At 73.1% G+C, this 24,617-nt stretch carries 18 protein-coding genes and 1 pseudogene; 15 read left to right on the top strand and 4 right to left on the bottom strand.

Annotated features, from left to right (window positions below; all coding sequences use genetic code 11):
• Positions 1–59: 59 nt before the first annotated feature.
• On the bottom strand, positions 60–1,073 hold the full coding sequence (locus tag IE94_RS0125865) for a LacI family DNA-binding transcriptional regulator (protein WP_030188743.1): 1,014 nt from the start codon (positions 1,071–1,073) through the stop codon (positions 60–62).
• A 295-nt stretch (positions 1,074–1,368) separates the two neighbouring features.
• Between IE94_RS0125865 and IE94_RS0125870 the strand changes: the two genes are divergently transcribed.
• The 7 genes and pseudogenes from IE94_RS0125870 (at position 1,369) to IE94_RS0125900 (ending at position 10,236) form a co-directional block, all read left to right on the top strand.
• Positions 1,369–3,333: an acyl-CoA dehydrogenase family protein gene (locus tag IE94_RS0125870; RefSeq protein ID WP_030188746.1), complete on the top strand. Its 1,965-nt coding sequence runs from the start codon at positions 1,369–1,371 to the stop codon at positions 3,331–3,333.
• 204 nt (positions 3,334–3,537) lie between these two features.
• Positions 3,538–4,794 (top strand): 1-deoxy-D-xylulose-5-phosphate reductoisomerase, encoded by a 1,257-nt coding sequence (gene dxr, locus IE94_RS0125875; RefSeq protein ID WP_030188748.1) that lies wholly within the window; start codon positions 3,538–3,540, stop codon positions 4,792–4,794.
• Between the two features lie 8 nt (positions 4,795–4,802).
• Positions 4,803–6,095, top strand: a complete 1,293-nt coding sequence (locus IE94_RS0125880; protein ID WP_106978013.1) for a M50 family metallopeptidase — start codon at positions 4,803–4,805, stop codon at positions 6,093–6,095.
• A gap of 257 nt (positions 6,096–6,352) precedes the next feature.
• A pseudogene (locus IE94_RS38425) lies at positions 6,353–6,944 on the top strand (flavodoxin-dependent (E)-4-hydroxy-3-methylbut-2-enyl-diphosphate synthase); the annotation flags it as partial.
• 32 nt (positions 6,945–6,976) lie between these two features.
• Positions 6,977–7,825 (top strand): GNAT family N-acetyltransferase, encoded by an 849-nt coding sequence (locus IE94_RS0125890; RefSeq protein ID WP_030188753.1) that lies wholly within the window; start codon positions 6,977–6,979, stop codon positions 7,823–7,825.
• A gap of 94 nt (positions 7,826–7,919) precedes the next feature.
• Entirely contained in the window at positions 7,920–8,459 is a 540-nt protein-coding gene (locus IE94_RS0125895) for a GNAT family N-acetyltransferase (protein WP_030188754.1), read from the top strand.
• A 73-nt stretch (positions 8,460–8,532) separates the two neighbouring features.
• Positions 8,533–10,236, top strand: a complete 1,704-nt coding sequence (locus IE94_RS0125900; RefSeq protein ID WP_030188755.1) for a proline--tRNA ligase — start codon at positions 8,533–8,535, stop codon at positions 10,234–10,236.
• Positions 10,237–10,603: 367 nt separating this feature from the next.
• Here the strand turns inward: IE94_RS0125900 and IE94_RS0125905 are convergent, their stop codons facing one another.
• From IE94_RS0125905 to IE94_RS0125915, 3 genes are read right to left on the bottom strand one after another with little or no spacing between them, the layout of a single operon-like run.
• Entirely contained in the window at positions 10,604–11,524 is a 921-nt protein-coding gene (locus IE94_RS0125905; protein ID WP_030188756.1) for an aminoglycoside phosphotransferase family protein, read from the bottom strand.
• Positions 11,525–11,563: 39 nt separating this feature from the next.
• The gene (locus IE94_RS0125910) at positions 11,564–12,076 is read right to left on the bottom strand and encodes a ferritin-like domain-containing protein (RefSeq protein WP_030188762.1); all 513 of its coding nucleotides are present in this window, start codon (positions 12,074–12,076) and stop codon (positions 11,564–11,566) included.
• Positions 12,077–12,079: 3 nt separating this feature from the next.
• Complete coding sequence (locus tag IE94_RS0125915) at positions 12,080–12,640, bottom strand: hypothetical protein (RefSeq protein WP_030188763.1); 561 nt, start codon at positions 12,638–12,640, stop codon at positions 12,080–12,082.
• 336 nt (positions 12,641–12,976) lie between these two features.
• Between IE94_RS0125915 and rimP the strand changes: the two genes are divergently transcribed.
• The 8 genes from rimP (at position 12,977) to IE94_RS0125950 (ending at position 24,473) form a co-directional block, all read left to right on the top strand.
• Positions 12,977–13,534, top strand: a complete 558-nt coding sequence (gene rimP / locus IE94_RS0125920; protein ID WP_030188766.1) for a ribosome maturation factor RimP — start codon at positions 12,977–12,979, stop codon at positions 13,532–13,534.
• Positions 13,535–13,536: 2 nt separating this feature from the next.
• Positions 13,537–14,559, top strand: a complete 1,023-nt coding sequence (gene nusA / locus IE94_RS0125925; RefSeq protein WP_030188768.1) for a transcription termination factor NusA — start codon at positions 13,537–13,539, stop codon at positions 14,557–14,559.
• A 102-nt stretch (positions 14,560–14,661) separates the two neighbouring features.
• A complete protein-coding gene (locus IE94_RS36060; protein ID WP_037923553.1) occupies positions 14,662–14,967 on the top strand; it encodes a YlxR family protein in 306 nt (101 codons plus the stop codon).
• Positions 14,968–15,128: 161 nt separating this feature from the next.
• Positions 15,129–18,197: a translation initiation factor IF-2 gene (gene infB, locus IE94_RS37540; protein ID WP_063829739.1), complete on the top strand. Its 3,069-nt coding sequence runs from the start codon at positions 15,129–15,131 to the stop codon at positions 18,195–18,197.
• Positions 18,198–18,349: 152 nt separating this feature from the next.
• Complete coding sequence (locus IE94_RS0125935) at positions 18,350–18,643, top strand: DUF503 domain-containing protein (protein ID WP_030188776.1); 294 nt, start codon at positions 18,350–18,352, stop codon at positions 18,641–18,643.
• Between the two features lie 72 nt (positions 18,644–18,715).
• Complete coding sequence (rbfA, locus tag IE94_RS0125940; protein WP_030188777.1) at positions 18,716–19,180, top strand: 30S ribosome-binding factor RbfA; 465 nt, start codon at positions 18,716–18,718, stop codon at positions 19,178–19,180.
• Positions 19,177–20,082, top strand: coding sequence for a tRNA pseudouridine(55) synthase TruB (truB, locus tag IE94_RS0125945; RefSeq protein WP_030188779.1), 906 nt, complete (start codon positions 19,177–19,179; stop codon positions 20,080–20,082). The genes rbfA and truB overlap by 4 nt, the downstream gene beginning before the upstream one ends.
• A gap of 254 nt (positions 20,083–20,336) precedes the next feature.
• Positions 20,337–24,473, top strand: coding sequence for a trypsin-like peptidase domain-containing protein (locus IE94_RS0125950; RefSeq protein WP_030188780.1), 4,137 nt, complete (start codon positions 20,337–20,339; stop codon positions 24,471–24,473).
• Positions 24,474–24,617 lie beyond the last annotated feature (144 nt).

A 24,617-nucleotide genomic window follows, 5' to 3' on the forward strand; every position in this document is an offset into this window, starting at 1 on the left:
CCCCCCGCGCACCACCGGAGAGTCCCGCGGGGCGGGGCCGGCGGCCGGACGGCGGAGTGCTACGGCTGGACGGGCGCCGGTCCCGAGCTGGCCCGGACGGTCAGCTCCGGCGCGAGCAGCACGACCTCGTCGCTGCCGCGGCCGTCGAGCTTGGCGACCAGCTGTTCCACGGCCCGCCGCCCCATCTCCTGCGCGGGCACCGCGACCGAGGTGAGCCGCACCGAGGCCTGGATGGCGACCTGCTCGGGGCAGACCGCGACCACCGACACGTCCTCCGGCACGGCCCGGCCCTGCTGGCGCAGCAGGGCGAGCAGCGGCTCGACCGCCGCCTCGTTCTGGACGACGAATCCCGTGGTGTCCGGGCGTTCGTCGAAGACGCGGGCCAGGGTCGCGGCCATCGCGTCGTACCCGCCCTCGCAGGGCCGGTGCAGCAGCCGCAGCTCCAGCTCCCGTGCGCGGGTGCGCAGGCCGTCGAGGGTGCGCTCGGCGAAGCCGGTGTGCCGCTCGTAGACGGCGGCGGCCTCGCCGATGACCGCGACGTCGCGGTGGCCCAGCCGCGCCAGGTGCTCCACACAGAGCGCGCCGGTCGCCCGGAAGTCCAAGTCGACGCAGGTGAGGCCCTCGGTGTCGGCGGGGAGTCCGATCAGCACGGACGGCTGGTCGGCGCCGCGCAGCAGCGGGAGCCGCTCGTCGTCGAGCTCGACGTCCATCAGGATCATGGCGTCGGCGAGTCCGCTGCCGGTGACGCGGCGCACCGCGTCGGGGCCCTCCTCGTCGGTGAGCAGCAGGATGTCGTACCCGTGGGTGCGCGCGACGGCCGCGACCGCGATGGCGATCTCCATCATGACCGGCACGTACATGTCGGTGCGCAGCGGAATCATGAGGGCGATGATGTTCGACCGGCTGCTGGCCAGGGCGCGGGCTCCGGCGTTCGGGTGGTAGCCGAGCTTCCGGATGCTCTCCTCGACCCGCTGCCGGGTGGTGGTGGAGATGGACCGCTTGCCGCTGAGGACATAGCTCACCGTGCTCGCCGAGACTCCGGCGTGCTGGGCGACCTCGGCGAGAGTGACCATCCAGCTCTCCAAGCGGTGTGAAGCGCTTCGACAGCGCGTGGGGGCGAACAGGGGCGAGCGAGGGTGGTTCGACAGTAACCGCAGCGAGGATGGGTGTCCAGAGCCTGTCGAAGCGCTTCGACTGCTCTCTCTCCCGCGTTTCCTCGTCGCGTCTCCCTTCCCCAGCAGTATCGGCCGAACGGCCGCGCGCAGGGTGGCTGGGTCGCCCGGGATCGGGTACATACGATCGAGTAGCACCGACTAGTGACGTACGTCCGTAAGTTCGTGCAGGGCGATTCGTGGCGAGGTGAGCCTCATGTCCGCACCACCCACCCCATCCTCCCGTCCCACCGTCACCGAACGTGAGGCCCGACAGGTCGCGGAGGCGGCCCGGGAACAGGACTGGCGCAAGCCCAGCTTCGCCAAGGAGCTGTTCCTCGGCCGCTTCCGTCTCGACCTCCTCCACCCCCACCCGGTCCCGGCCGACGAGGACGTCCAGCGGGGCGAGGAGTTCCTCGCCAAGCTGCGCGACTTCTGCGAGACGAAGATCGACGGTGCCGTGATCGAGCGCGACGCGCGGATCCCCGACGACGTGATCACCGGGCTGAAGGAACTGGGCGCCTTCGGCATGAAGATCGACACCAAGTACGGCGGCCTCGGCCTGACCCAGGTCTACTACAACAAGGCCCTCGCCCTGGTCGGGTCCGCCAGCCCGGCGATCGGCGCGCTCCTCTCCGCCCACCAGTCGATCGGCGTGCCGCAGCCGCTGAAGATGTTCGGCACCCAGGAGCAGAAGGACACCTTCCTGCCGCGCTGCGCCCGCACCGACATCTCGGCGTTCCTGCTGACCGAGCCGGACGTCGGCTCCGACCCGGCGCGGCTGGCCACCACCGCGGTCCGGGACGGCGACGACTACGTCCTCGACGGCGTGAAGCTGTGGACCACCAACGGAGTCGTCGCCGACCTCCTCGTGGTCATGGCCCGCGTCCCCGAGCCGGAGCACGGGCAGGGAGGCAAGGACGGCAGGGGCGGCATCACCGCCTTCGTCGTCGAGGCCGCCTCCGAGGGCATCACCGTCGAGAACCGCAACGCCTTCATGGGCCTGCGTGGCCTGGAGAACGGTGTCACCCGCTTCCACCGCGTCCGCGTCCCGGCCGCCCACCGTATCGGCCCCGAGGGCGCCGGCCTCAAGATCGCCCTCACCACCCTCAACACCGGCCGCCTCTCGCTGCCCGCCATGTGCGTCGGCGCCGGCAAGTGGTGCCTGAAGATCGCCCGCGAGTGGTCCGCGGTGCGCGAGCAGTGGGGCAAGCCGGTGGCGCTGCACGAGGCGGTCGGCTCCAAGATCTCCTTCATCGCCGCGACGACCTTCGCGCTGGAGGCCGTCCTGGACCTCTCCTCCCAGATGGCCGACGAGGACCGCAACGACATCCGCATCGAGGCCGCCCTCGCCAAGCTCTACGGCTCCGAGATGGCCTGCCTGATGGCCGACGAACTGGTCCAGATCCGCGGCGGCCGGGGCTTCGAGACCGCCGCGTCCCTCGAAGCCCGCGGCGAGCGCGCGGTCCCCGCCGAGCAACTCCTGCGCGACCTGCGCATCAACCGCATCTTCGAGGGCTCCACCGAGATCATGCACCTGCTGATCGCGCGCGAGGCCGTCGACGCCCACCTCTCGGTCGCGGGGGACCTGATCGACCCCGACAAGTCCCTCTCCGACAAGGCGAGGGCGGGCGCCCAGGCGGGCGTCTTCTACGCCAAGTGGCTGCCGAAGCTCGTCGCCGGCCCCGGTCAACTCCCGCGGGCGTACGGCGACTTCCACCCCTCCGGCCACCCCGACCTCTCCGGCCACCTGCGCTACGTCGAACGCACCGCCCGCAAGCTCGCCCGCTCCACCTTCTACGCCATGTCCCGCTGGCAGGGCCGGATGGAGACCAAGCAGGGCTTCCTCGGCCGGATCGTCGACATCGGCGCGGAGCTGTTCGCGATGAGCGCCGCGTGCGTACGCGCCGAGCACCTTCGGGCCAAGGACGACCACGGCCGCGAGGCCTACCAGCTCGCCGATGCCTTCTGCCGCCAGTCCCGCCTCCGCGTGGAGGAACTCTTCGGCCGCCTGTGGAGCAACACCGACGACGTGGACCGCAAGGTAGTCAAGGGCGTGCTGGGCGGCGCGTACGCGTGGCTGGAGCAGGGCGTCGTCGACCCCTCGGGCGACGGCCCGTGGATCGCGGACGCGGCGCCGGGCGCGAGCACCAAGGAGAACGTCCGCCGAGCCGTCGGCTGACCCGCCGGAGCACGCCGTCGGGGAACGACGGGGCGCCCGGCCGGATCCCGCTCGGACGGGCCGGCGCGCAGCAGCCGGGCCGGGGCGTGCGCGAGGGCGGGTACCGGCGGTGGGAGCCGGCCCGGGGGTCCTCCCGCGGGCGCGCGACACCCGACCGAGGGACGCGCTGTCCTCCCGCAGGGCCGTTACGGCCACAATGGGGGGATGAGCGACAGTCCAGCCCCACTCGCCGACCCCCACCTCGTCTACGACCCGGTGGCGGGCGACGGCCCGAAGGACGTGGTGATCCTCGGGTCCACCGGGTCGATCGGGACCCAGGCCATCGACCTCGTGCTGCGCAACCCGGACCGCTTCCGGGTCACCGCCCTGTCCGCCAACGGCGGCCGGGTCGCCCTCCTCGCCGAGCAGGCGTACCGGCTGAAGGCGCGGACCGTCGCCGTCGCCCGCGAGGACGTCGTACCGGCACTGCGGGAGGCGCTCACCGCGTGGTACGGCGCGGGCGAGCCGCTTCCGGAGATCCTCGCCGGACCGGACGCGGCCACCGAGCTCGCCGCCTCCGACTGCCACACCGTGCTCAACGGCATCACCGGCTCCATCGGACTCGCGCCCACGCTGGCCGCCCTGGAGGCGGGGCGCACCCTCGCGCTGGCCAACAAGGAGTCGCTCATCGTCGGCGGCCCGCTGGTCAAGGCGCTGGCCAAGCCGGGCCAGATCATCCCGGTCGACTCCGAGCACGCCGCCCTCTTCCAGGCGCTGGCCGCCGGCACCCGCGCCGACGTGCGCAAGCTGGTCGTCACCGCGTCCGGCGGCCCGTTCCGGGGCCGGACCAGGGACCAGCTGGCGGCCGTCACCGTCGAGGACGCCCTCGCCCACCCCACCTGGGCCATGGGCCCGGTGATCACGATCAACTCCGCGACCCTCGTCAACAAGGGCCTGGAGGTGATCGAGGCCCACCTGCTCTACGACATTCCCTTCGACCGCATCGAGGTGGTCGTGCACCCGCAGTCGTATGTCCACTCGATGGTCGAGTACACGGACGGATCGACACTGGCCCACGCCACGCCCCCCGACATGGGCGGGCCCATCGCCGTCGGCCTCGGCTGGCCCGAACGCGTCCCCGACGCCGCCCCCGCCTTCGACTGGAGCAAGGCCTCGACCTGGGAGTTCTTCCCGCTGGACAACGAGGCCTTCCCCTCCGTCGACCTGGCCCGGCACGTCGGACAGCTCGCGGGCACGGCCCCGGCGGTGTTCAATGCCGCCAATGAGGAGTGCGTCGAGGCGTTCCGCTCCGGCGCGCTGCCGTTTCTCGGGATCATGGAGACCGTCACGCGGGTGGTCGAGGAGCACGGCACCCCCCGTACGGGAACCTCGCTCACCGTCGCGGACGTCCTCGAAGCGGAGACCTGGGCACGCGCCCGGGCCCGGCAACTGGCGGCACAGACGGCGGAGGCCCGTGCATGACGACCCTGATGTTCATCCTCGGCATAGTCCTCTTCGCCATCGGTCTGCTGTTCTCCATCGCCTGGCACGAGCTGGGCCACCTGTCCACCGCCAAGATGTTCGGCATCCGGGTGCCGCAGTACATGGTGGGCTTCGGGCCGACGCTCTTCTCCAAGAAGAAGGGCGACACCGAGTACGGGGTCAAGGCCATCCCGTTCGGCGGCTACATCCGCATGATCGGCATGTTCCCGCCCGGCCCCGACGGCCGCCTGGAGGCACGCTCCACCTCGCCGTGGCGCGGGATGATAGAGGACGCCCGCTCGGCCGCCTTCGAGGAGCTGCAACCCGGTGACGAGAAGCGCCTCTTCTACACGCGCAAGCCGTGGAAGCGCGTCATCGTGATGTTCGCCGGCCCGTTCATGAACCTCGTCCTCGCCGTGGTGCTCTTCCTCACGGTGCTGATGGGCTTCGGCATCTCCCAGCAGACCACCACCGTCAGCTCGGTCTCCCAGTGCGTCATCTCGCAGAGCGAGAACCGCGACGACTGCACCAAGTCCGACCCCGCCTCCCCGGCCGCCGCGGCGGGCCTGCGGGCCGGGGACAAGATCCTCGCCTTCGACGGCGTACGCACCGACGACTGGGACAAGCTGTCCGACCTGATCCGCGCCAACCCCGGCGAGGACGTGCCGGTCGTCGTCGAGCGCAAGGGCGAGGAGATCACCCTCCACGCGACCATCGCCACCAACAAGGTCGCCAAGAAGGACTCAAGCGGTCAGATCGTCCAGGGCGAGTACGTCACCGCCGGCTTCCTCGGCTTCAGCGCCGCCACCGGCGTGGTCAAGCAGGACTTCGGCCAGTCCGTGACGTGGATGGGCGACCGGATCGGCGACGCGGTCGACTCCCTCGCCGCCCTGCCCGCCAAGATCCCCGCTCTGTGGGACGCGGCCTTCGGCGACGGACCCCGCGAGGCCGACTCCCCGATGGGCGTCGTCGGCGCCGCCCGCGTCGGGGGCGAGATCGCCACCCTGGACATCCCGCCCACCCAGCAGCTCGCCATGTTCGTCATGCTCGTGGCCGGCTTCAACCTCTCCCTGTTCCTCTTCAACATGCTGCCGCTGCTGCCGCTCGACGGCGGCCACATCGCGGGCGCCCTGTGGGAATCGCTGCGCCGCGGCACCGCCAGGGTGCTGCGCAGGCCCGACCCCGGGCCCTTCGACGTGGCGAAGCTGATGCCGGTGGCCTACGTGGTGGCGGGCGTCTTCGTCTGCTTCACGCTGCTCGTCCTGGTGGCGGACGTCGTCAACCCGGTGCGCATCACCTGACGACCGGACCGGCCGGGCGGCACCCGGCGTGATCACCCGATCCGCGGACCGTCCGACCGATCGGATGAGAGGCCCGATCCGGAGAGCATGTCCCTCCGGACCGGGCTTCACTCGCCGCGCCCGGCAGATGGACGCCATAGGGTGCATCTCCCGTACGCCGCGTGCCCGCCGTTCCTGTCGGTGCCGTAATCTCGATTGCCGGAGCCCGCCGCTGAACGGGACCGGACCTTGATCCACGACTTGGGGTTGCACAGCAGATGACTGCGATTTCTCTCGGCATGCCGGACGTTCCGACCAGGCTCGCGGAGCGCCGCAAGAGCCGGCAGATCCAGGTCGGACCCGTGGCGGTGGGCGGCGACGCCCCCGTGTCGGTGCAGTCCATGACCACGACGCGCACCTCCGACATCGGCGCCACCCTCCAGCAGATCGCCGAGCTGACGGCGTCCGGCTGCCAGATCGTCCGCGTGGCCTGCCCGACCCAGGACGACGCCGACGCGCTGCCCGTCATCGCCAGGCGCATCGGTGTGAACGCGGGCTCCCTGGACCGCCGCCTGCTCCAGAAGTACGGCAGGGCGACCCCCGAGGCCCTGGCCGAGTCCGCCCTGTGGGAGGCGTCGCTCTTCGAGGAGCACGACTTCCGCGACATCAAGATCTCGGTCAAGCACAACGACCCGGTCGTCATGGTCGAGGCCTACCGCCAGCCTGCGCCAGCGCGGCCTGGAGATCGTCTCCTGCCCGTCCTGCGGCCGCGCCCAGGTGGACGTGTACAAGCTGGCCGAGGAGGTCACCGCCGGTCTGGAGGGCATGGAGGTCCCGCTCCGCGTCGCCGTCATGGGCTGCGTCGTCAACGACCAGCAGATCTCAGGGTGAGGCCCCCGCACGTGTTGACGCAGACCACCTCCCGCGTGCTCGAACCGAGCGACCTGGACGCCGCGCTCGCCATCCTCGACCGCGACCCGGTCGCGAACGCCTTCGTGACCGCCCGCGTCCAGATCGCCGGCCTCGACCCGTGGCGCCTCGGCGGCGAGATGTGGGGCTGGTACGAGCACGGCATGCTCACGTCCCTGTGCTACGCGGGCGCGAACCTCGTGCCCATCTGCGCCACCCCGCGCGCCGTCCGCGCCTTCGCCGACCGCGCCCGCCGGGCCGGCCGCCGCTGCTCCTCGATCGTCGGCCCGGCCGGCCCGACCGCCCAGCTGTGGCGGCTGCTCGAACCGGGCTGGGGCCCGGCCCGCGAGGTCCGCGCCCACCAGCCCCTCATGGTCACCGACCGTCTCCCCGACGACATCGCCCCGGACCCCTACGTCCGCCGCGTCCGCAAGGACGAGATGGAACGGATCATGCCGGCCTGCGTGGCGATGTTCACCGAGGAGGTCGGCATCTCCCCGCTGGCCGGCGACGGCGGTCTGCTCTACCAGGCCCGGGTCGCCGAACTCGTCGGCTCCGGCCGCTCCTTCGCCCGCTTCGACGCCGACGGCAAGGTGGTCTTCAAGGCCGAGATCGGTGCCGCCACCGACCGCGCCTGCCAGATCCAGGGCGTGTGGGTGGCCCCCGAGTACCGCGGCAAGGGCCTGGCGGCCCCCGGCATGGCGGCGGTCCTGCGCTACGCCCTCGCGGACGTCGCCCCGGTGGCGAGCCTGTACGTCAACGACTTCAACACGGCGGCGCGCCGGACATACCTCAGGGTCGGCTTCCAAGAAGTGGGCGCGTTCATGAGCGTCCTGTTCTGAACCGCCGGCAGCCCTCGCCCCACCGGCACCGGCCCCCATCTGCACCCCCCGGACCACAACCCCCCGGACCACCACCCCCCTGTAGGCTCCCGGCATGGACCACGTGATCGGCCCACTGGACCTCTCCGCGCACGTGGACGAGGCCCTCGCCGTCCAAGCCGCCGCTTTCGGCCTCGGCCCCGACGAGGTGGCCGTCCGCCGTCAGATCGTCCTGCGCCACATGACCCACCCGGGCGCCAGAGCCCTCGGCGCCACCGTCCGGGGCCGTCTCGTGGGCTTCGTCTACGGCATGCCCAACGACCGCGCCCACTGGTGGTCCACCGTCGTCGAGCCCTACCTCCGCGCCCAGGGCACCGACGACTGGCTCGACGACTCCTTCGTCATCACGGAGCTCCACGTCCACCCGGCGTACCAGAACCGCGGCGCGGGCCGCGCCCTGATCACCACGATCACCGACGCCGCCACCGAGCCGCGCTCGATCCTCTCCGCGATCGACACCGAGAGCCCCGCCCGCGGCCTCTACCGCTCCCTCGGCTACCAGGACCTCGCCCGCAGGGTCGTCTTCCCCAGCGCCCCCAAGCCGTACGCGGTGATGGGCGCCACGCTGCCCCTGCACAGGCCACCGGCCGGATAACCGATTTCCACCGCACCGGACCCCCCGGCTAACCTCCTAGCACCACCCTTACGCAGCAGGAGACACGAGAACCATGGCCAACGCACCGGTCCAGCGCATGTCGAAGTTGATGGCGAAGACGCTGCGCGACGACCCGGCGGACGCCGAGGTCCTCAGCCACAAGCTGCTGGTCCGCGCCGGCTACGTGCGCCGCACCGCCGCCGGCCTGTGGAGCTGGCTGCCGCTCGGCAAGAAGGTCCTCGGCAACATCGAGCGCATCGTCCGCGAGGAGATGGACGCCATCGGCGCGCAGGAGGTCCAGCTCCCCGCCCTCCTGCCGCGCGAGCCGTACGAGGCGACGGGCCGCTGGGACGAGTACGGCCCCGAGCTCTTCCGCCTCCAGGACCGCAAGGGCGGCGACTACCTCCTCGGCCCCACCCACGAGGAGATCTTCACCCTCCTCGTCAAGGACCAGGCATCGTCCTACAAGGACCTGCCCGTGATCCTCTACCAGATCCAGAACAAGTACCGCGACGAGGCCCGCCCCCGGGCCGGCATCCTGCGCGGTCGCGAGTTCCTCATGAAGGACTCCTACTCCTTCGACGTCGCCGACGAGGGCCTCGCGGAGTCCTACGCCCTGCACCGCGCCGCCTACCAGCGCATCTTCGAGCGCCTCGGCCTCGACTACCGCATCGTGGCGGCCACCGCGGGCGCCATGGGCGGCTCCAAGTCCGAGGAGTTCCTGGCTCCCGCCGGGGCCGGCGAGGACACCTTCGCGGACTGCCCGAACTGCGACTACGCCGCCAACACCGAGGCGATCACCTACACCCTCACCCCCGCGGACGCCACCAACATCCCCGCGGCCGAGGACATCCCGACCCCCGACACCCCCACCATCGAGACCCTGGCCGCGTCCCTCGGCGTACCGGCCTCGGCCACGCTCAAGAACCTCCTCGTCAAGGTGGACGGCGAGATCGTCGCGGTGGGCGTGCCCGGCGACCGCGAGGTCGACATGGACAAGGTCGAGGCCCACTTCGCCCCCGCCGCCGTCGAACTGGTCACCGCCGAGGACTTCGTCGGCCGCCCCGACCTGGTCCGCGGCTACGTCGGCCCGCAGGGCCTGGGCGAGAAGGTCAAGTACATCGCCGACCCCCGCGTCGCACCCGGCACCGCGTGGATCACGGGCGCCAACAAGGCCGACACCCACGCCAAGAACGTCGTGGCGGGCCGTGACTTCGAGGTCGACGCCTACGTCGACGTCGTCGTGGTCCGCGAGGGCGACCCCTGCCCGAACTGCGGCACGGGCCTCAAGCTGGACCGCGCCATCGAGATCGGCCACATCTTCCAGCTGGGCCGCAAGTACGCCGACGCCCTCAAGCTCGACGTCCTCGGCCAGAACGGCAAGCCGGCCCGCGTCACCATGGGCTCCTACGGCATCGGCGTCTCCCGCGCGGTGGCCGCCCTCGCCGAGCAGCACGCCGACGACAAGGGCCTCGTCTGGTCCAAGGAGGTCGCCCCGGCCGACGTCCACGTCGTCGCCGCCGGCAAGGCCCTGCAGACCGAGTTGGCCCTGGAGGTCTCCGACAAGCTGGCCGCGGCCGGCGTGCGCGTCCTGGTGGACGACCGCGCGGGAGTCTCTCCCGGCGTGAAGTTCACCGACGCGGAACTCATCGGCGTCCCCCAGATCCTGGTGGCCGGCCGCCGCTCCGCCGAGGGCGTGGTCGAGCTGAAGGACCGCCGCACGGGTGAGCGCGAGGAAGTAACGGTCGAGGAGGCCCTCACCCGCCTCACCAGCTGAGGCCCTCCGGGCAGGGCCCGACGCTACGTGGGTGTGGGCGCGGGGGTGGGTCGCGCGGCCCGGCGCTGCCGGGGTGCCGCTGCGCCCACCCGTGCCGCCTGGGGGTACCTCCCAGGCCGTTCAGGCACTGGGGGAGGCACGACTGCCCGCAGCTGCGGGGATGGCCGCGTACGGCGCGAAGGGGTCGTGTCGGGGGGTGTCCGCCCGCAGCGGTTGGCGCGTCAACGAAGTTCCAGATCCCTGTCCGACCGATTCCGCGCCGTTCCGAGGACGGACACCCCCCGGCGCGGCCCCGACCCACCACCGAACCCACCGCGCAACGCGCACCCCCACCGCAGCCGCACAGGCGCCGCAGGCACCCGCACCGTCACAGCCAGCCCGCGAACTCCAACAACAGCTCCGCGTCCTGCTCCCGCCCCACCCGCCGGGCCCGCACCCCCGACTCCACCGCCCGGAACAGCGTCCAGCCGCGCAGCCGCTCCTGATCGATCTCCAGCGACTCCGCGAGCCGCTTGATCCGCCGCCGAGTCGTCGACGCCCCCGACGGCTGCGCGATCAGATCCTCCACCCGGTCCCGCACCAGCCGCGCCAGATCGAACGCACTCTCCCCGACCACCGGATCGGGCCCGACCGCAAGCCACGGCATCCGATCCCCCGCGAGCACCTTGCTCTGCCGGAACGTCCCGTGCAGCAGCCGCCGCTCCGGCGGCTCGGCCAGCAGCTCCGTCCGCACCGCGAGCGCCGCGTCGACCAGCGGCGCCACCTCGGCGTCCGCCGCCGCGCCCGCCCGCATCGCCTCGGCCTGCCGCCCGGTCCGCTCCGCCACGGTCTCGAAGGGATGAGAGTCCGGCGGCTCCACCCACAGCCGCCGCAGCGTCCCCGCGGCCTCCAGCAAGGCCTTCGCCTCCGGCAGCGACCGCACCGACACATCCGGATGCAGCCGCTCCAGCAGCAGCACGCCCTCCTCGGCCCCGTCGGCCCCCTCGGCCCCTTCGTCCTCCCGCACCTGCACAGCACCCCGCCCGCCCCAGTGCGCGAGCGCGGCCCGCTCGCTCTCCGGACGCGCCCGGCGCGGAGCGAGCTTCAGCACCGCCGGCGCTCCCTCGGCCGTCCGCACCAGGACCACCAGGCTGCTGCGCCCGCCGGGCACCTGCACCCGCTCGACCGCCAACCCGCGCCGCGCCACGGCCCGTTCCGCCATGCCGGGCAGCTCCGCCAACCAGTCGTCACCGTCCGGTGCCGTCTCGCCGATCGCCCTGACCAAACGCCGAGGCGGTTCGAAAGCCATGCGCGAGCCGTTCCCTTCCCGTACGGAATGCCGTACGCGTTAATCAGTCGGTGATGCCGTCGCCGTCGCGGTGTCGGAGGCTTCCGGAGCAGGACCCCGCCCGGCGGGCGTACCGGCCCGCTCGGCGAGACCAGGGAAGGCTACGCTCCCGCCCCGCCAGCGCACCGCGCGGACCGCGGCCTCACGCAGCGCCGATGTCGCCGAGGCCCGCCCGTCGCCCTCGGCCGCCCGCACCAGGTCGGAGTACACCCCGGCCACCCCGTCCTCCAGCTCGGCCGCCAGCCGCACCGCCGCCGCCGAGTCCGGCACCGAGAAGGGCAGCGCGTACCCCGCGGCCGAGGCCACCGGTTCCCCGCCCAGATCCCGCACTTCGCGCGCCAGCGCGTCCCGTCGAGCCCGGTGCGCGTCGTACGCCGTCCGCGCCTCGGCACGCCGTTCCTCGGTGACCCGTCCGCCGACGACCCCGTAGCCGTACACGGCCGCGTGCTCCGCCGCCAGCGCCGCCTGGAGGGCGTCCAGCCGCCGACCCTCCGCCTTCTCCGCCTCGCCCACCCGTCAGCCCTCCGTCAGCAGAAACACGTGTGCCGCCCCGGCCGCCGCGACGGAGGCCAACAGCCGCGCCAACTCATCCGGCACTTCGAGCAGCGCCCGGGCCCGCCGGTCGGCGAGATTCCGCTCCGCGCGGACGAGCAGCGCGAGGGCGTCCTTCTCGTCCGCCGGCACGTCACCGGAGCCGTCCCCCGGCCCGGCGGCCCGAGCGGAGACCGAGGGCGAGGCAGCCGACGCCGTCCCCGTTGCCGACGCGGACGCCGTCGGCGAGCCCGCCCGCGCGCCACCGAACGCCTCCGCGTGCCGTACGACCTCCTCCCGCAGCGGCCCCAGCCGCTCCGCAAGTCCGGGATGGGCCGCGACAACAGCCGCGTACCGCGCGGCGAGTTCCTCGCTGTCCCGTGCCGCACGCGCGCGTGCCCGTTCGGCGGCCGAAGGACCGGCCCCGGGGTCGCCGGAGCCCGACCCCCCGCTACAGCCGACGAGCAGGGCGGCTCCGGCGGCCGACGCGAGCAGGCTCCTTCTGCGCGGCGCGCTGGCCGGGCGGGGCGACGGGAAAAGCGACACGGCAGACGTCCTCGACAGGCTCGTACGGAAACGACGAAAAACACGACGAAAAACGTGACTACAAACAGCCACAAGCAACCACAAGCAACGCCAAGCAGCCACAACAACCACATGTGACGACCAACAACAGCACAACCACAACCACCGCACCGGATCCCGCGATCCCGCCCGCCACCCGCCCGTGATCACGTGATCACGGTACCCGTGCCCCGCCCGGCCACCCCTCATCGGCACCGCCCGACCCGGGTGGACGGCAACACCCCCCGCGACCGGATACCCTTTGACCAGACACGCGCACCGTCCCACAACAGCACACGCGGCCGAGGAGTCACCCGGATGAGCACCACCCAGAGCGAGAGGCTGCGAGAGCTGCTGGAGCCGCTCGTCGCCTCCCAGGGACTGGACCTCGAAGAGATCGCGGTGGACTCGGTAGGCCGCAGGCGTGTGCTGAGCGTGGTCGTCGACTCCGATACCGGAGCGGACCTGGACCGGATCGCCGATGTGAGCCGCGCGCTCTCGGCGAAGCTCGACGAGACCGACGCGATGGGCGAGGGGGAGTACACCCTCGAGGTCGGCACCCCGGGCGCGGAGCGCTCCCTCACCCAGCACCGCCACTACGTGCGCGCCACGGGCCGCCTGGTCCGTTTCCAGCTGCACGAGGGCGGCGGCGAACTGGTCGCCCGCATCCTCGGCGTGGACGAGGTCGGACTCGATCTGGAAGTACCGGGAGTGAAGGGCCGCAAGCCCACCACCCGCAGACTGGCCTTCGGCGACATCGACAAGGCACGCGTGCAGGTCGAGTTCAACCGCAAGGACGCCCAGGACAGCGCCAGCAACAGCGGCGACAAGAGCGCCAACAACAGCGACAACAAGACGGAAGAGGAGGAGGCGTAGCCGTGGACATCGACATGAGCGCCCTGCGGGGCTTGGTACGGGAGAAGGAGATCTCCTTCGACCTGCTGGTCGAAGCGATCGAGTCGGCCCTCCTCATCGCCTACCACCGCACCGAGGGAAGCCGCCGGCACGCGCGCGTGGAACTCGACCGGAACACCGGCCATGTGACCGTGTGGGCGAAGGAGGACCCGGACGACCTCGAGGAGGGCCAGGCGGCCCGCGAGTTCGACGACACCCCGTCCGACTTCGGCCGTATCGCCGCCACCACCGCCAAGCAGGTCATCCTGCAGCGGCTGCGCGACGCCGAGGACGACGCGACGCTCGGCGAGTACGCCGGCCGTGAGGGCGACATCGTCACCGGCGTGGTCCAGCAGGGCCGCGACCCGAAGAACGTGCTGGTGGACATCGGCAAGCTGGAGGCCATCCTGCCGGTGCAGGAGCAGGTGCCCGGCGAGACCTACCCGCACGGCACGCGCCTGCGCTCGTACGTGGTCCGCGTGGCCAAGGGCGTACGGGGCCCCTCCGTGACGCTCTCCCGCACGCACCCCAACCTGGTGAAGAAGCTCTTCGCCCTCGAGGTGCCGGAGATCGCCGACGGGTCCGTCGAGATCTCCGCGATCGCCCGCGAGGCAGGCCACCGCACCAAGATCGCCGTGCGCTCCACCCGCTCCGGCCTGAACGCCAAGGGCGCCTGCATCGGCCCCATGGGCGGCCGGGTGCGCAACGTCATGGGCGAGCTGAACGGCGAGAAGATCGACATCGTCGACTGGTCGGACGACCCGGCCGAGATGGTGGCGAACGCGCTCTCCCCGGCCCGCGTCTCCAAGGTGGAGGTCGTGGACCTCGCGGCCCGCTCCGCGCGCGTGATCGTGCCCGACTACCAGCTGTCGCTGGCCATCGGCAAGGAAGGCCAGAACGCCCGGCTCGCGGCCAGGCTGACCGGCTGGCGGATCGACATCCGCCCGGACACCGAGCAGCCCTCCGACGGCTCGTCGGAGCGGCCGTCCGGCGGCCGAGGGGAATAGATCCAAGCCGCACGGCGCTGAGATCACGACAGCTTTGCGTGCGGCACGTGTTCGATTCTTGCCCCGAAGGGGTGAGGTCGGTCCGGGGAGGTAGACTTAGGAGTGTCTGGCCGGACACGTACCCGGGCATGCCCCGAGCGCACCTGTGTGGGGTGCCGGGAGCGAGCGGTCAAGAGCGCGCTGCTGCGCACCGTGGCGATCGAGGGTCATTGCGCCCCCGATCCACGCGGTACGCTGCCCGGCCGGGGTGCGTATGTACACCCCGTACCGGTCTGTGTCGACCAGGCGGTGCGCCGCAAGGCGTTTCCGCGGGCGCTCCGCGTCCCGGGTCCGCTCGACGTAAAGGCGTTGCGCCACTACGTCGAGCAGGCAGAAGGTTGCAGCAAGGTTGCTGAAAGCAGCATGTGAGCAACGTGGTAAGGAAGACATGCCGCGCGGAACCCCGCGCGGCTTGGTACCTCGCGAGTCGAAAGCAGGTCGAGATTGCGATGAGCACTCGATGAGTACGCGATGAGTACGCCCATGAACTAGCGACGGTCCGGACGCAACCCGGACCTCAGAGGAGCGAAGTGGCTAAGGTCCGGGTCTACGAACTCGCCAAGGAGTTCGGTGTCGAGAGCAAGGTCGTCATGGCCAAGCTCCAGGAACTCGGTGAATTCGTCCGTTCGGCGTCTTCGACGATCGAAGCGCCCGTAGTACGCAAGCTGACCGACGCATTCCAGCAGGGCGGCGGCAACGGCCGTTCCGCCGGCCGCCCCGCGGCCCCGAAGAAGGCTGCCCCCAGGCCGTCGGCGCCCTCCCCGGCGCAGTCGGCCCGTCCGGCTGCTCCGCGGCCGCCGGCCGCACCCAAGCCCGCGGCTGCCGAGCAGCCCGCGGCCCCGTCGGCCCCCGCGCCGGCTCCCTCCCAGGGTCCGCGTCCGACGCCGGGCCCCAAGCCCGCGCCGCGTCCGGCCCCGGCCGCGCCGGAGTTCACCGCTCCGCCGGCGGCCCCGGCTGCTCCGTCCACTCCGGCCCCGGCTCCGTCCGGTCCGAAGCCCGGCGGTGCGCGTCCCGGTGCCCCCAAGCCCGGCGGCGCCCGTCCGTCCGGTCCCGGTCAGGACCGCGGTCAGCAGGGCGGCCAGGGCCGTCCCGGTGGCCAGCGCCCCGGTGCCCCGGCGCAGCGTCCCGGCGGTCGCCCGGGCGGTCCGCGTCCGGGCAACAACCCCTTCACCTCCGGCGGCAACGCCGGCATGGCGCGCCCGCAGGCGCCCCGTCCGCAGGGCGGTCCCCGTCCCGGCGGTCCCGGTGCCCCCGGCGCCGGTCCCCGTCCGCAGGGCCCCGGCGGCCAGGGCGGCGGTCCCCGTCCCCAGGCTCCGGGCGGCAACCGTCCGAGCCCGGGTTCGATGCCGCGTCCGCAGGGCGGCGCCGCCGGTCCCCGTCCCGGCGGCGGCCCGCGTCCGAACCCCGGCATGATGCCGCAGCGTCCCGCTGCCGGCCCGCGTCCCGGCCCCGGTGGCGGCGGTCGCGGTCCCGGCGGTGCCGGTCGTCCCGGCGGCGGCGGTCGTCCGGGCGGCGGCGGCTTCGCCGGTCGTCCCGGTGGCGGCGGTGGCGGCGGTCGTCCCGGTGGCGGCGGCGGTTTCGCCGGTCGTCCCGGTGGTGGCGGCGGCTTCGCCGGCGGCGGTGGCCGTCCCGGCTTCGGCGGCCGTCCCGGCGGTCCCGGTGGCCGCGGTGGCACGCAGGGCGCCTTCGGTCGTCCAGGCGGTCCCGCGCGTCGCGGCCGCAAGTCGAAGCGGCAGAGGCGCCAGGAGTACGAGGCCATGCAGGCCCCGTCGGTCGGCGGCGTGATGCTGCCTCGCGGCAACGGCGAGACCATTCGCCTGTCGCGCGGTGCGTCGCTCACCGACTTCGCGGAGAAGATCAACGCCAACCCGGCGTCGCTCGTCGCGGTCATGATGAACCTCGGCGAGATGGTCACGGCCACGCAGTCCGTCTCCGACGAGACGCTCCAGCTCCTCGCCGACGAGATGAACTACACGGTTCAGATCGTCAGCCCGGAGGAGGAGGACCGCGAGCTGCTCGAGTCCTTCGACCTGGAGTTCGGCGAGGACGAGGGCTCCGAGGAGGACCTGGTCGTCCGTCCGCCGGTCGTGACCGTCATGGGTCACGTCGACCACGGCAAGACCCGACTGCTCGACGCCATCCGCAAGACGAACGTCATCGCGGGCGAGGCCGGCGGCATCACCCAGCACATCGGTGCCTACCAGGTCGCGACCGAGGTCAACGACGAAGAGCGCAAGATCACCTTCATCGACACCCCGGGTCACGAGGCGTTCACCGCCATGCGTGCCCGCGGTGCCCGGTCGACCGACATCGCGATCCTGGTCGTCGCGGCCAACGACGGCGTCATGCCGCAGACGGTCGAGGCGCTCAACCACGCCAAGGCGGCCGACGTCCCGATCGTCGTCGCGGTCAACAAGATCGACGTCGAGGGCGCCGACCCGACCAAGGTGCGCGGTCAGCTGACCGAGTACGGCCTGGTGGCCGAGGAGTACGGCGGCGACACCATGTTCGTCGACATCTCCGCCAAGCAGGGTCTGCACATCGACTCCCTGCTGGAGGCCGTGGTCCTCACCGCGGACGCCTCGCTCGACCTGCGGGCCAACCCGCACCAGGACGCGCAAGGCATCTCCATCGAGTCCCGTCTCGACCGCGGCCGCGGTGCCGTGGCGACGGTCCTCGTGCAGCGAGGCACCCTGCGGGTCGGCGACACGATGGTGGTGGGCGACGCCTACGGCCGCGTCCGCGCCATGCTCGACGACAACGGCAACAACGTCGCCGAGGCGGGTCCGTCCACGCCGGTCCAGGTGCTGGGTCTGACCAACGTCCCGGGCGCCGGTGACAACTTCATCGTGGTCGAGGAGGACCGTACGGCCCGCCAGATCGCGGAGAAGCGCGCCGCCCGCGAGCGCAACGCCGCGTTCGCCAAGCGCACGCGCCGCGTGTCGCTGGAGGACCTGGACAAGGTGCTGAAGGCCGGCGAGGTCCAGCAGCTCAACCTGATCATCAAGGGCGACGCGTCCGGATCGGTCGAGGCGCTGGAATCCTCCCTGCTCCAGCTGGACGTCGGCGAAGAGGTCGACATCCGCGTCCTGCACCGCGGCGTCGGTGCGGTCACGGAGTCCGACATCGACCTGGCGATGGGCTCCGACGCCATCGTGATCGGCTTCAACGTGCGCGCCGCCGGGCGTGCCGCGCAGATGGCCGAGCGCGAGGGTGTGGACGTCCGGTACTACTCGGTCATCTACCAGGCGATCGAGGAGATCGAGGCGGCCCTCAAGGGCATGCTCAAGCCGGAGTACGAAGAGGTCGAGCTGGGCACGGCGGAGATCCGCGAGGTCTTCCGCTCCTCCAAGCTGGGCAACATCGCGGGTGTGCTCATCCGCTCCGGCGAGGTCAAGCGCAACACCAAGGCGCGCCTCCTGCGCGATGGCAAGGTCATCGCGGAGAACCTCAACATCGAGGGTCTGCGTCGCTTCAAGGACGACGTCACCGAGATCCGCGAAGGCTTCGAGGGCGGTATCAACCTCGGAAACTTCAACGACATCAAGGTCGACGACGTCATCGCGACGTACGAGATGCGCGAGAAGCCGCGGGTGTAAGTACCGCGACTTCCGGGAGTGACCGGTCCGGGGCCGGTCGGCGGAGCACAATATCCGTCGATCGGCCCCGGCCGTTCGTTGTACGGTTCTGATGTCCCCGCCCGTTCGCGGCGGGGCCATCGATCCCGGACCGGCGGGTGAACCGGTTGCACATGTATGTGGGGACACTGTCCTTCGACCTCCTCCTCGGCGACGTACATTCGCTGAAGGAGAAGCGCTCCGTCGTCCGCCCGATCGTCGCCGAGCTCCAGCGGAAGTACGGGGTGAGCGCGGCGGAGGTGGAGCACATGGACCTCCACCGCCGGGCGGTCGTCGGCCTGGCCGTGGTGTCCGGCGACGCGGGCCACCTCAGCGACGTGCTCGACCGGTGCGAGCGGCTGGTGGCCGGCCGCCCCGAGGTGGAGCTGCTGTCCGTGAGGCGGCGCTTCCACGGCGACGACGACTGAGGCGACGACGAACGGCAGGATCCGGGCAGAAGTCCGGATCAGGCAAGAGAACAAGGAACGGGAGACGGACCAGTGGCCGACAACGCGCGGGCGAAAAGGCTGGCGGACCTCATCCGAGAGGTGGTGGCCCAGAAGCTGCAGCGCGGGATCAAGGACCCGCGTCTCGGCTCGCACGTCACCATCACGGACACCCGGGTCACGGGTGACCTGCGGGAGGCGACCGTCTTCTACACGGTCTACGGGGACGACGAGGAGCGGGCGGCCGCCGCGGCGGGCCTGGAGAGCGCCAAGGGCATCCTGCGCTCCGAGGTCGGCAAGGCGGCGGGCGTGAAGTTCACCCCGACCCTGGCCTTCGTCATGGACGCCCTGCCGGACACCGCCCGCAACATCGAGGACCTCCTCGACAAGGCGCGGCAGTCCGACGAGAAGGTGCGCGAGGCGTCCGCGGGCGCCGCCTACGCGGGCGAGGCGGACCCCTACCGCAAGCCGGGCGAGGACGAGACCGAGGCCGACGAGACGGACGACACCGCTAAATGACCGACAAGCACACCACGCCCGACGGCCTTGTCATCGTCGACAAGCCGTCGGGCTTCACTTCGCACGACGTCGTCGCCAAGATGCGGGGCATCGCCCGCACCCGGCGCGTCGGGCATGCCGGCACGCTCGACCCGATGGCGACGGGCGTCCTGGTCCTCGGTGTGGAGCGGGCGACCAAGCTCCTCGGGCACCTCGCCCTCACCGAGAAGGAGTACCTGGGCACCATCAGGCTCGGGCAGACGACGCTGACCGACGACGCCGAGGGCGAGATCACGGGGTCGCGGGACGCCTCGAAGGTCACCCGGGAGGCGATCGACGCCGGCATCGCCGAGCTGAGCGGCGACATCATGCAGGTGCCTTCCAAGGTCAGCGCCATCAAGATCAAGGGCGTGCGCTCCTACAAGCGGGCGCGCGAGGGCGAGGACTTCGAGATCCCCGCCCGCCCCGTCACCGTCTCCTCCTTCGCGGTGTACGACGTCCGGGACGCCGTCGCCGACGACGGCACCCCGGTGCTCGACCTGGTGGTCTCGGTGACCTGCTCCTCCGGGACCTACATCCGGGCCCTGGCCCGCGACCTGGGGGCCGGCCTCGGTGTCGGCGGTCACCTCACGGCACTGCGGCGCACCCGCGTCGGGCCGTACAAGCTGGACGGTGCCAGGACCCTGGAGCAGCTCCAGCAGGAGCTCACCGTCATGCCCGTCGCGGACGCGGCCGGTGCCGCCTTCCCCCGCTGGGACGTGGACGCGAAGCGGGCCAGGCTGCTCACCAACGGCGTACGGCTGGAGATGCCCGGGGAGTACATCGGCGCCGGTGCCGTCGCCGTCTTCGACCCCGAGGGGCGCCTCCTCGCCCTGGTGGAGGAGCACAAGGGCAAGGCGAAGAGCCTGGCCGTCTTCGGCTGAGCCGACCCACCGTCAGGTCCGCCCGTGGAGCGGCGACCACGGGGACTGCCACTGTCGCCGCTCCACGGTCCCCCCTCGGTTCCCCCACCCCTAGGGTGTATCCAACCCACCCCTTGTGTTCACCCGTCCGGACGGGCGCTCGGAGTGAACCGGGGGAGTGGAAGGGGGCGCGTTCGCCAGGGGATCTGTCCCGCTGATCATCCCGCGCCTACCGTCGAACACACGGCACGGGTGTACGGCGGGGAGGTTCGACGATGGCGTCGCGGAACCGGTCCCGGGAGGCGGCGGGCGGCAGGGCGGGGGAGCGGCCCGGGGACGTCTCCCGGCGAGCACGGGGCGGGCCCCCGGCCGTCCGGACGGCCGGTCCGGCACAGCCCGCGGCCGATCCGGCCGGGTACGCCTCCGACGCCGCCCTGATCCGTTTCCACGACCTCGCCGGCCGCCCGCGCGGCACGGGGGTCGTCGCCGACCACCACGGCACGGTGCTTACCAGCCACGAAGCGGTCGACGGCCTGCCCCGGCTGGTCCTGAGCACGGCCGGGGGCCGCCGGCGCGTCGTGGCCGCCGCCGACGTGACCCCGCTGCCCGCCCTCGGGCTGGCCCTGGTGCGCACCGAGGGGCTCGGCGTCGACCCGCTGCCCCTCACCGCGCGGGACCGCGTCGAGACCGGGACCTACGTGCGGATCGCCGCCGGCGGCTGGCGCGAGGCCCGGGTGCTGGGCGCCACCGACGTCACCTACACGGCCACCGACCGCTTCCACCTCCTCGCGGGCGCCCTCGAACTGGCCGTCGGCACCTGTGGACGGGACGCCCTGCGGCTGGGCGGCGGTGCGGCCGGCGGGCCCGTGCTCGACATGGCGACGGGCGCCGTCCTCGGTGTCCTCGGCACCGCCCTCAGCTCCGGCCACAGTGACGTCGGCTTCGCCGTGCCGCTGCGCCGCGCGGACAGCGGCCCACTCGCCGCCCTCCTCGCCGAGAACGCGGCGACGGTCCCGGCCTACGGCGCCGACCTCAACCTGGCCGGGGTGCTCGCCCTCACCGCGACATCGGTCACCGACGGGTGCCCCGCCCCCGCGCCGGGCGGCGGACCCGGCGCGGCGCAGCCGGTCGAACGGGCGGCGGTGACACGGGAGTTCGCCGCCTTCACCGCCGGCCGCGCCCGTGTACTCGGCCTGGTCGGCGCGCCGGGCAGCGGTCGGACGACCGAGCTGGCGGCCCTCGCCGCCCGTCGTTCCAGGGGCCCGGACGCGGCGCCCACGCTGTGGCTGCGCGGGGCCGATCTGCACGCGGACGACATGTCGCTGGCGGACGCGGCTCGCCGGACGCTGGCGCGGGCCGCCCGCATCGTCGCCGCCTCGGACCGCCACGGTCGTGAAGACCCCGGCGCCATCAGCCCCGAACGCCTCGCCCGGCTGGCCCGCGTCGCCGGGCGACCCCTCCTGATCCTCCTCGACGGCCCCGAGGAGATGCCGCCCGTGCTGGCGCACCGCCTCCCCGAGTGGACCGAGGGCACGGCCACCTGGCTGCGGGAGACGGAGGCACGGCTCGTGGTGGCCTGCCGTGCGGAGTACTGGGAGCACGCGGGGGCGGAGTTCCCGAGGGAGCTGCTGTACGGACCGGACGCGGGGGAACCGTGGTCCGGCGCGGCGGGTGCGGCCCCGGGTGCCGGCGCGGGGGCCACCGCCGTGGTGGCGCGGGCGTCCGGGCGGGTGAGGGAGGACCCGGCGGCCAGGGTGGCCACCGTCCCGGCACCGTGGTTCGGACCGGGCGGCACCGTGGGGGTGGCGGGTGATGTGCCTCCGTCCGGGGCAACGCTCCCCGTGCCGGGTCCGGGGCCGGGTCCGGGCCCGAGTCTGGGGCTGGGGTCGGAGTCGGAGTCGGGTGCCGCCGACGGTGTGTCCTGGTCCGGGACCGGCCCGCGGGACCCGCGGTGGGGGGCAGCCGCAGGAGCGCCCACGCCCCGGGTGACGACGAGCGGCGATACGTCCGGCGCGGCGCCGTGGCCGCGTGGCACGGACGGCACCGGTCGCACGGACGGCACCGGTCGCACGGACGGCGCCGATCGCACCGATGGCACCGGTCGCGCCGACGGCACCGGTCGCGCCGACGGCACCGTGGGGCCGCGACCCGCGCGGGTGCCCGGGCCGGTCGCCGCGGGTCCGTCGGGCGGGACGGAGGCCACCGGACGCGGACCGGCGTCCGCCCGGCCGGTGTCCGCGGGCCTCCTAGAGCGCGGGTCCGCCGGGCTCCCGCCCTGTGTCCGCCTGGGCGACCTGAGCGACGAGCAGGCCCGGGAGGCGCGCGCCCGCCACGGCGTACCCGAGGGCGCCCTGGCGGACCCGGACGCCCGCCACCCCCTCACCCTCCGCCTGTTCTCGGAGGTCCACGCCGCCCTCCCCGGCACCCCGGCCCCCGTACCCCTCACCCGGGACGCGGTCCTCGCGGCCTACCTGGACCTGATGTGCCTGCGCGTCGCCACCCGCCTGGCCGGGGAGAACGGCCTGCACGGCACCGCCGTGCGCCGACTCGCGGCGAAGGTCTCCGGGCAGGTCCACGAGGCGGCCCGGCGCAGCCTGGGACCCGGACAGGGCGCACTGGACCGGGAGTCCTTCGAGGCGCTGTTCCCGTGGGGACCGGCCCCGGCCCGGCTGGGCGGCGGCACCGGCTGGGCACCCGCCGTACTCACCGAGGGCCTCTTCGTACCCGCGGGCAGCGGCTACCGCTTCGCGCACGAGGAGCTCGCCGACTGGATCCAGGGCATCCACCTCGACCTGGAGGAGGCCTTGAGCGTCCTCGTCCACCGTCGCGACCTCCCGCACGGCGCCCACACCCTCCCCGTCCCGCACCACCGCATCGGCTCCGTCGTCGAGGCGGTCCTGCTCCTCGCCCGTCAGCACGGCGTCCCCCAACTCGCCCTGACCCTCGAAGAGCTGGTGCACGCCCTGGCGCGGGACCCGCACTCCTGGTGGGCCGCCCGACTGCTGGCCGAGGTGCTGACCCGGGTGTCCGACGCGAGGCCGTACACGGAGGTGCTGCGGCTGCTCGCCGAGGGCATCGCGGAGCGGGGCGGCGAAGGGCAGCCCGCGCCCCGGGTGTTCGGCCCCGGGTTCTGGACGGACCTGCGGGTGCCGGACACCACCCGCCTGGACCTGCTGCGCCGCCTCGTCCTCGCCGACGGACCGCCGCACGAGCCCGGCCCCCGCCACCTCGACACCGTGGCCGGGCTGCTCGTCGCCGACCCCGCGGCCGTCCAACCGCTCCTCGTCCGCTGGTTCGACGACGAACGGCCGCTGCCCGCCACCCCGCACGCCACCGTGGCGACGGCCGCGCAGGCGCTGCTGCACACCCACCGCCACCGCGGCCTGGACGGCCTCACCGAGGTACTCGTCGACAGCGCGCACCGACGCGCCGACGAACTCCTCGCCGTCCTGGCCGAGGAGGAGCCGTCGGCGCTCTGCCGCGCGGTGGAGCGGTGGGCGCGCGACGAGCGCCCCGCACGGCAGACCGCGGCGGTCACCCACGGACTGCGCACCGCCCCGCACGCGCGCACCGCCGCCGACCGCACCCTGCTGCGGCACGCCGCGCTGGTCCTGCTCGCCGGACCCTCCGACAGCCCGCTGCGCGGCGGCGCGCTCGCCCTGCTCGTCCAGGACCCCGCCTGCCGCGACCGCCACCTCCCCAGGGCCCTCGACCACTTCGCCGCCGGCGACCCCCATCTCCCGCCGAGCGCGGTGGCCGCCGCGCTGGCGACCCACCCCGAGCCCGTCCTGGAAGCCTTCCGGGCCCGCCTGCTCGGCCCGGACGCCGGTGAGGCGCTGCGCAGGCTCACCGACGCCACCACACCCGCGCTGGCCGACCGGGTGGCCGCACTCCTCGGGCGGACGCTGGCCGAGCGACCCGAGAGCGCCGGGCACCTGGCCGCGTACGTCGACCGGCGCCTCGACCGCGACCCCGCACCCCGCGACGTACTCCTGCCCCTGGTGACCCGTCTCCTGGCCGACGGGCCCGAGCCGGTGCGGGCCGCGCTCGCCGGAGTCCTCGCCGCCGACGGGGCGACGGCGGGCGCCCCGCTCCGCCGCGAGCTGCGGGAGCGCCTGTTCGCCCACGAGCACGAACCCGCCGTCCTGGACGCTCTGCTGCACGCGGCCGCCCGGTGCGACGGGGAGGAGTTGCGCGCCCTCGTCCAGCGCACCGGACTGCTCCTCGTCCGCACCCCCGAGGGCGCCACCCGCTTCGACCGCGGCCTCGTCGACCTCGCCCGCCACCTCCCCGGCTTCGCCTCCAGGCTGACCGGCTGGCTCACCGACGCGCCCCAGGACTGGGCCGCGCTGGTGGGCCCCAGCACCCGCCGCACGATCGAGCACCTGGCGGGTGTCCGCGTCCCCGCCTGACCGGCCGCGACCCCGACTCGGCCCACCGGCCCGTGCACCCGGTCACAGCGCCGACGCCGATGCGGGCCCGAGCCGGACGGCATGGCACCCTTAGACCTGCGTAAGGGTCACCACGGAACCATGGAAACCACGGAAGCACCGAGG

Source organism: Streptomyces violaceorubidus (assembly GCF_000717995.1).
GTDB classification, from domain to species: Bacteria; Actinomycetota; Actinomycetes; order Streptomycetales; family Streptomycetaceae; genus Streptomyces; species Streptomyces violaceorubidus.

What these genes read in the sequence shown, in the direction of transcription:
- rimP (WP_030188766.1), top strand. Translation starts at nt 12,977, where the DNA reads ATGAGCACCACCCAGAGCGAGAGGCTGCGAGAGCTGCTGGAGCCGCTC.
- IE94_RS0125900 (WP_030188755.1), top strand. Translation starts at nt 8,533, where the DNA reads ATGGCCAACGCACCGGTCCAGCGCATGTCGAAGTTGATGGCGAAGACG.
- IE94_RS0125865 (WP_030188743.1), bottom strand. Translation starts at nt 1,073, where the DNA reads ATGGTCACTCTCGCCGAGGTCGCCCAGCACGCCGGAGTCTCGGCGAGC.
- truB (WP_030188779.1), top strand. Translation starts at nt 19,177, where the DNA reads ATGACCGACAAGCACACCACGCCCGACGGCCTTGTCATCGTCGACAAG.
- IE94_RS0125950 (WP_030188780.1), top strand. Translation starts at nt 20,337, where the DNA reads ATGGCGTCGCGGAACCGGTCCCGGGAGGCGGCGGGCGGCAGGGCGGGG.
- IE94_RS0125935 (WP_030188776.1), top strand. Translation starts at nt 18,350, where the DNA reads ATGTATGTGGGGACACTGTCCTTCGACCTCCTCCTCGGCGACGTACAT.
- IE94_RS0125870 (WP_030188746.1), top strand. Translation starts at nt 1,369, where the DNA reads ATGTCCGCACCACCCACCCCATCCTCCCGTCCCACCGTCACCGAACGT.
- IE94_RS0125895 (WP_030188754.1), top strand. Translation starts at nt 7,920, where the DNA reads ATGGACCACGTGATCGGCCCACTGGACCTCTCCGCGCACGTGGACGAG.
- IE94_RS0125880 (WP_106978013.1), top strand. Translation starts at nt 4,803, where the DNA reads ATGTTCATCCTCGGCATAGTCCTCTTCGCCATCGGTCTGCTGTTCTCC.
- dxr (WP_030188748.1), top strand. Translation starts at nt 3,538, where the DNA reads ATGAGCGACAGTCCAGCCCCACTCGCCGACCCCCACCTCGTCTACGAC.
- IE94_RS0125905 (WP_030188756.1), bottom strand. Translation starts at nt 11,524, where the DNA reads ATGGCTTTCGAACCGCCTCGGCGTTTGGTCAGGGCGATCGGCGAGACG.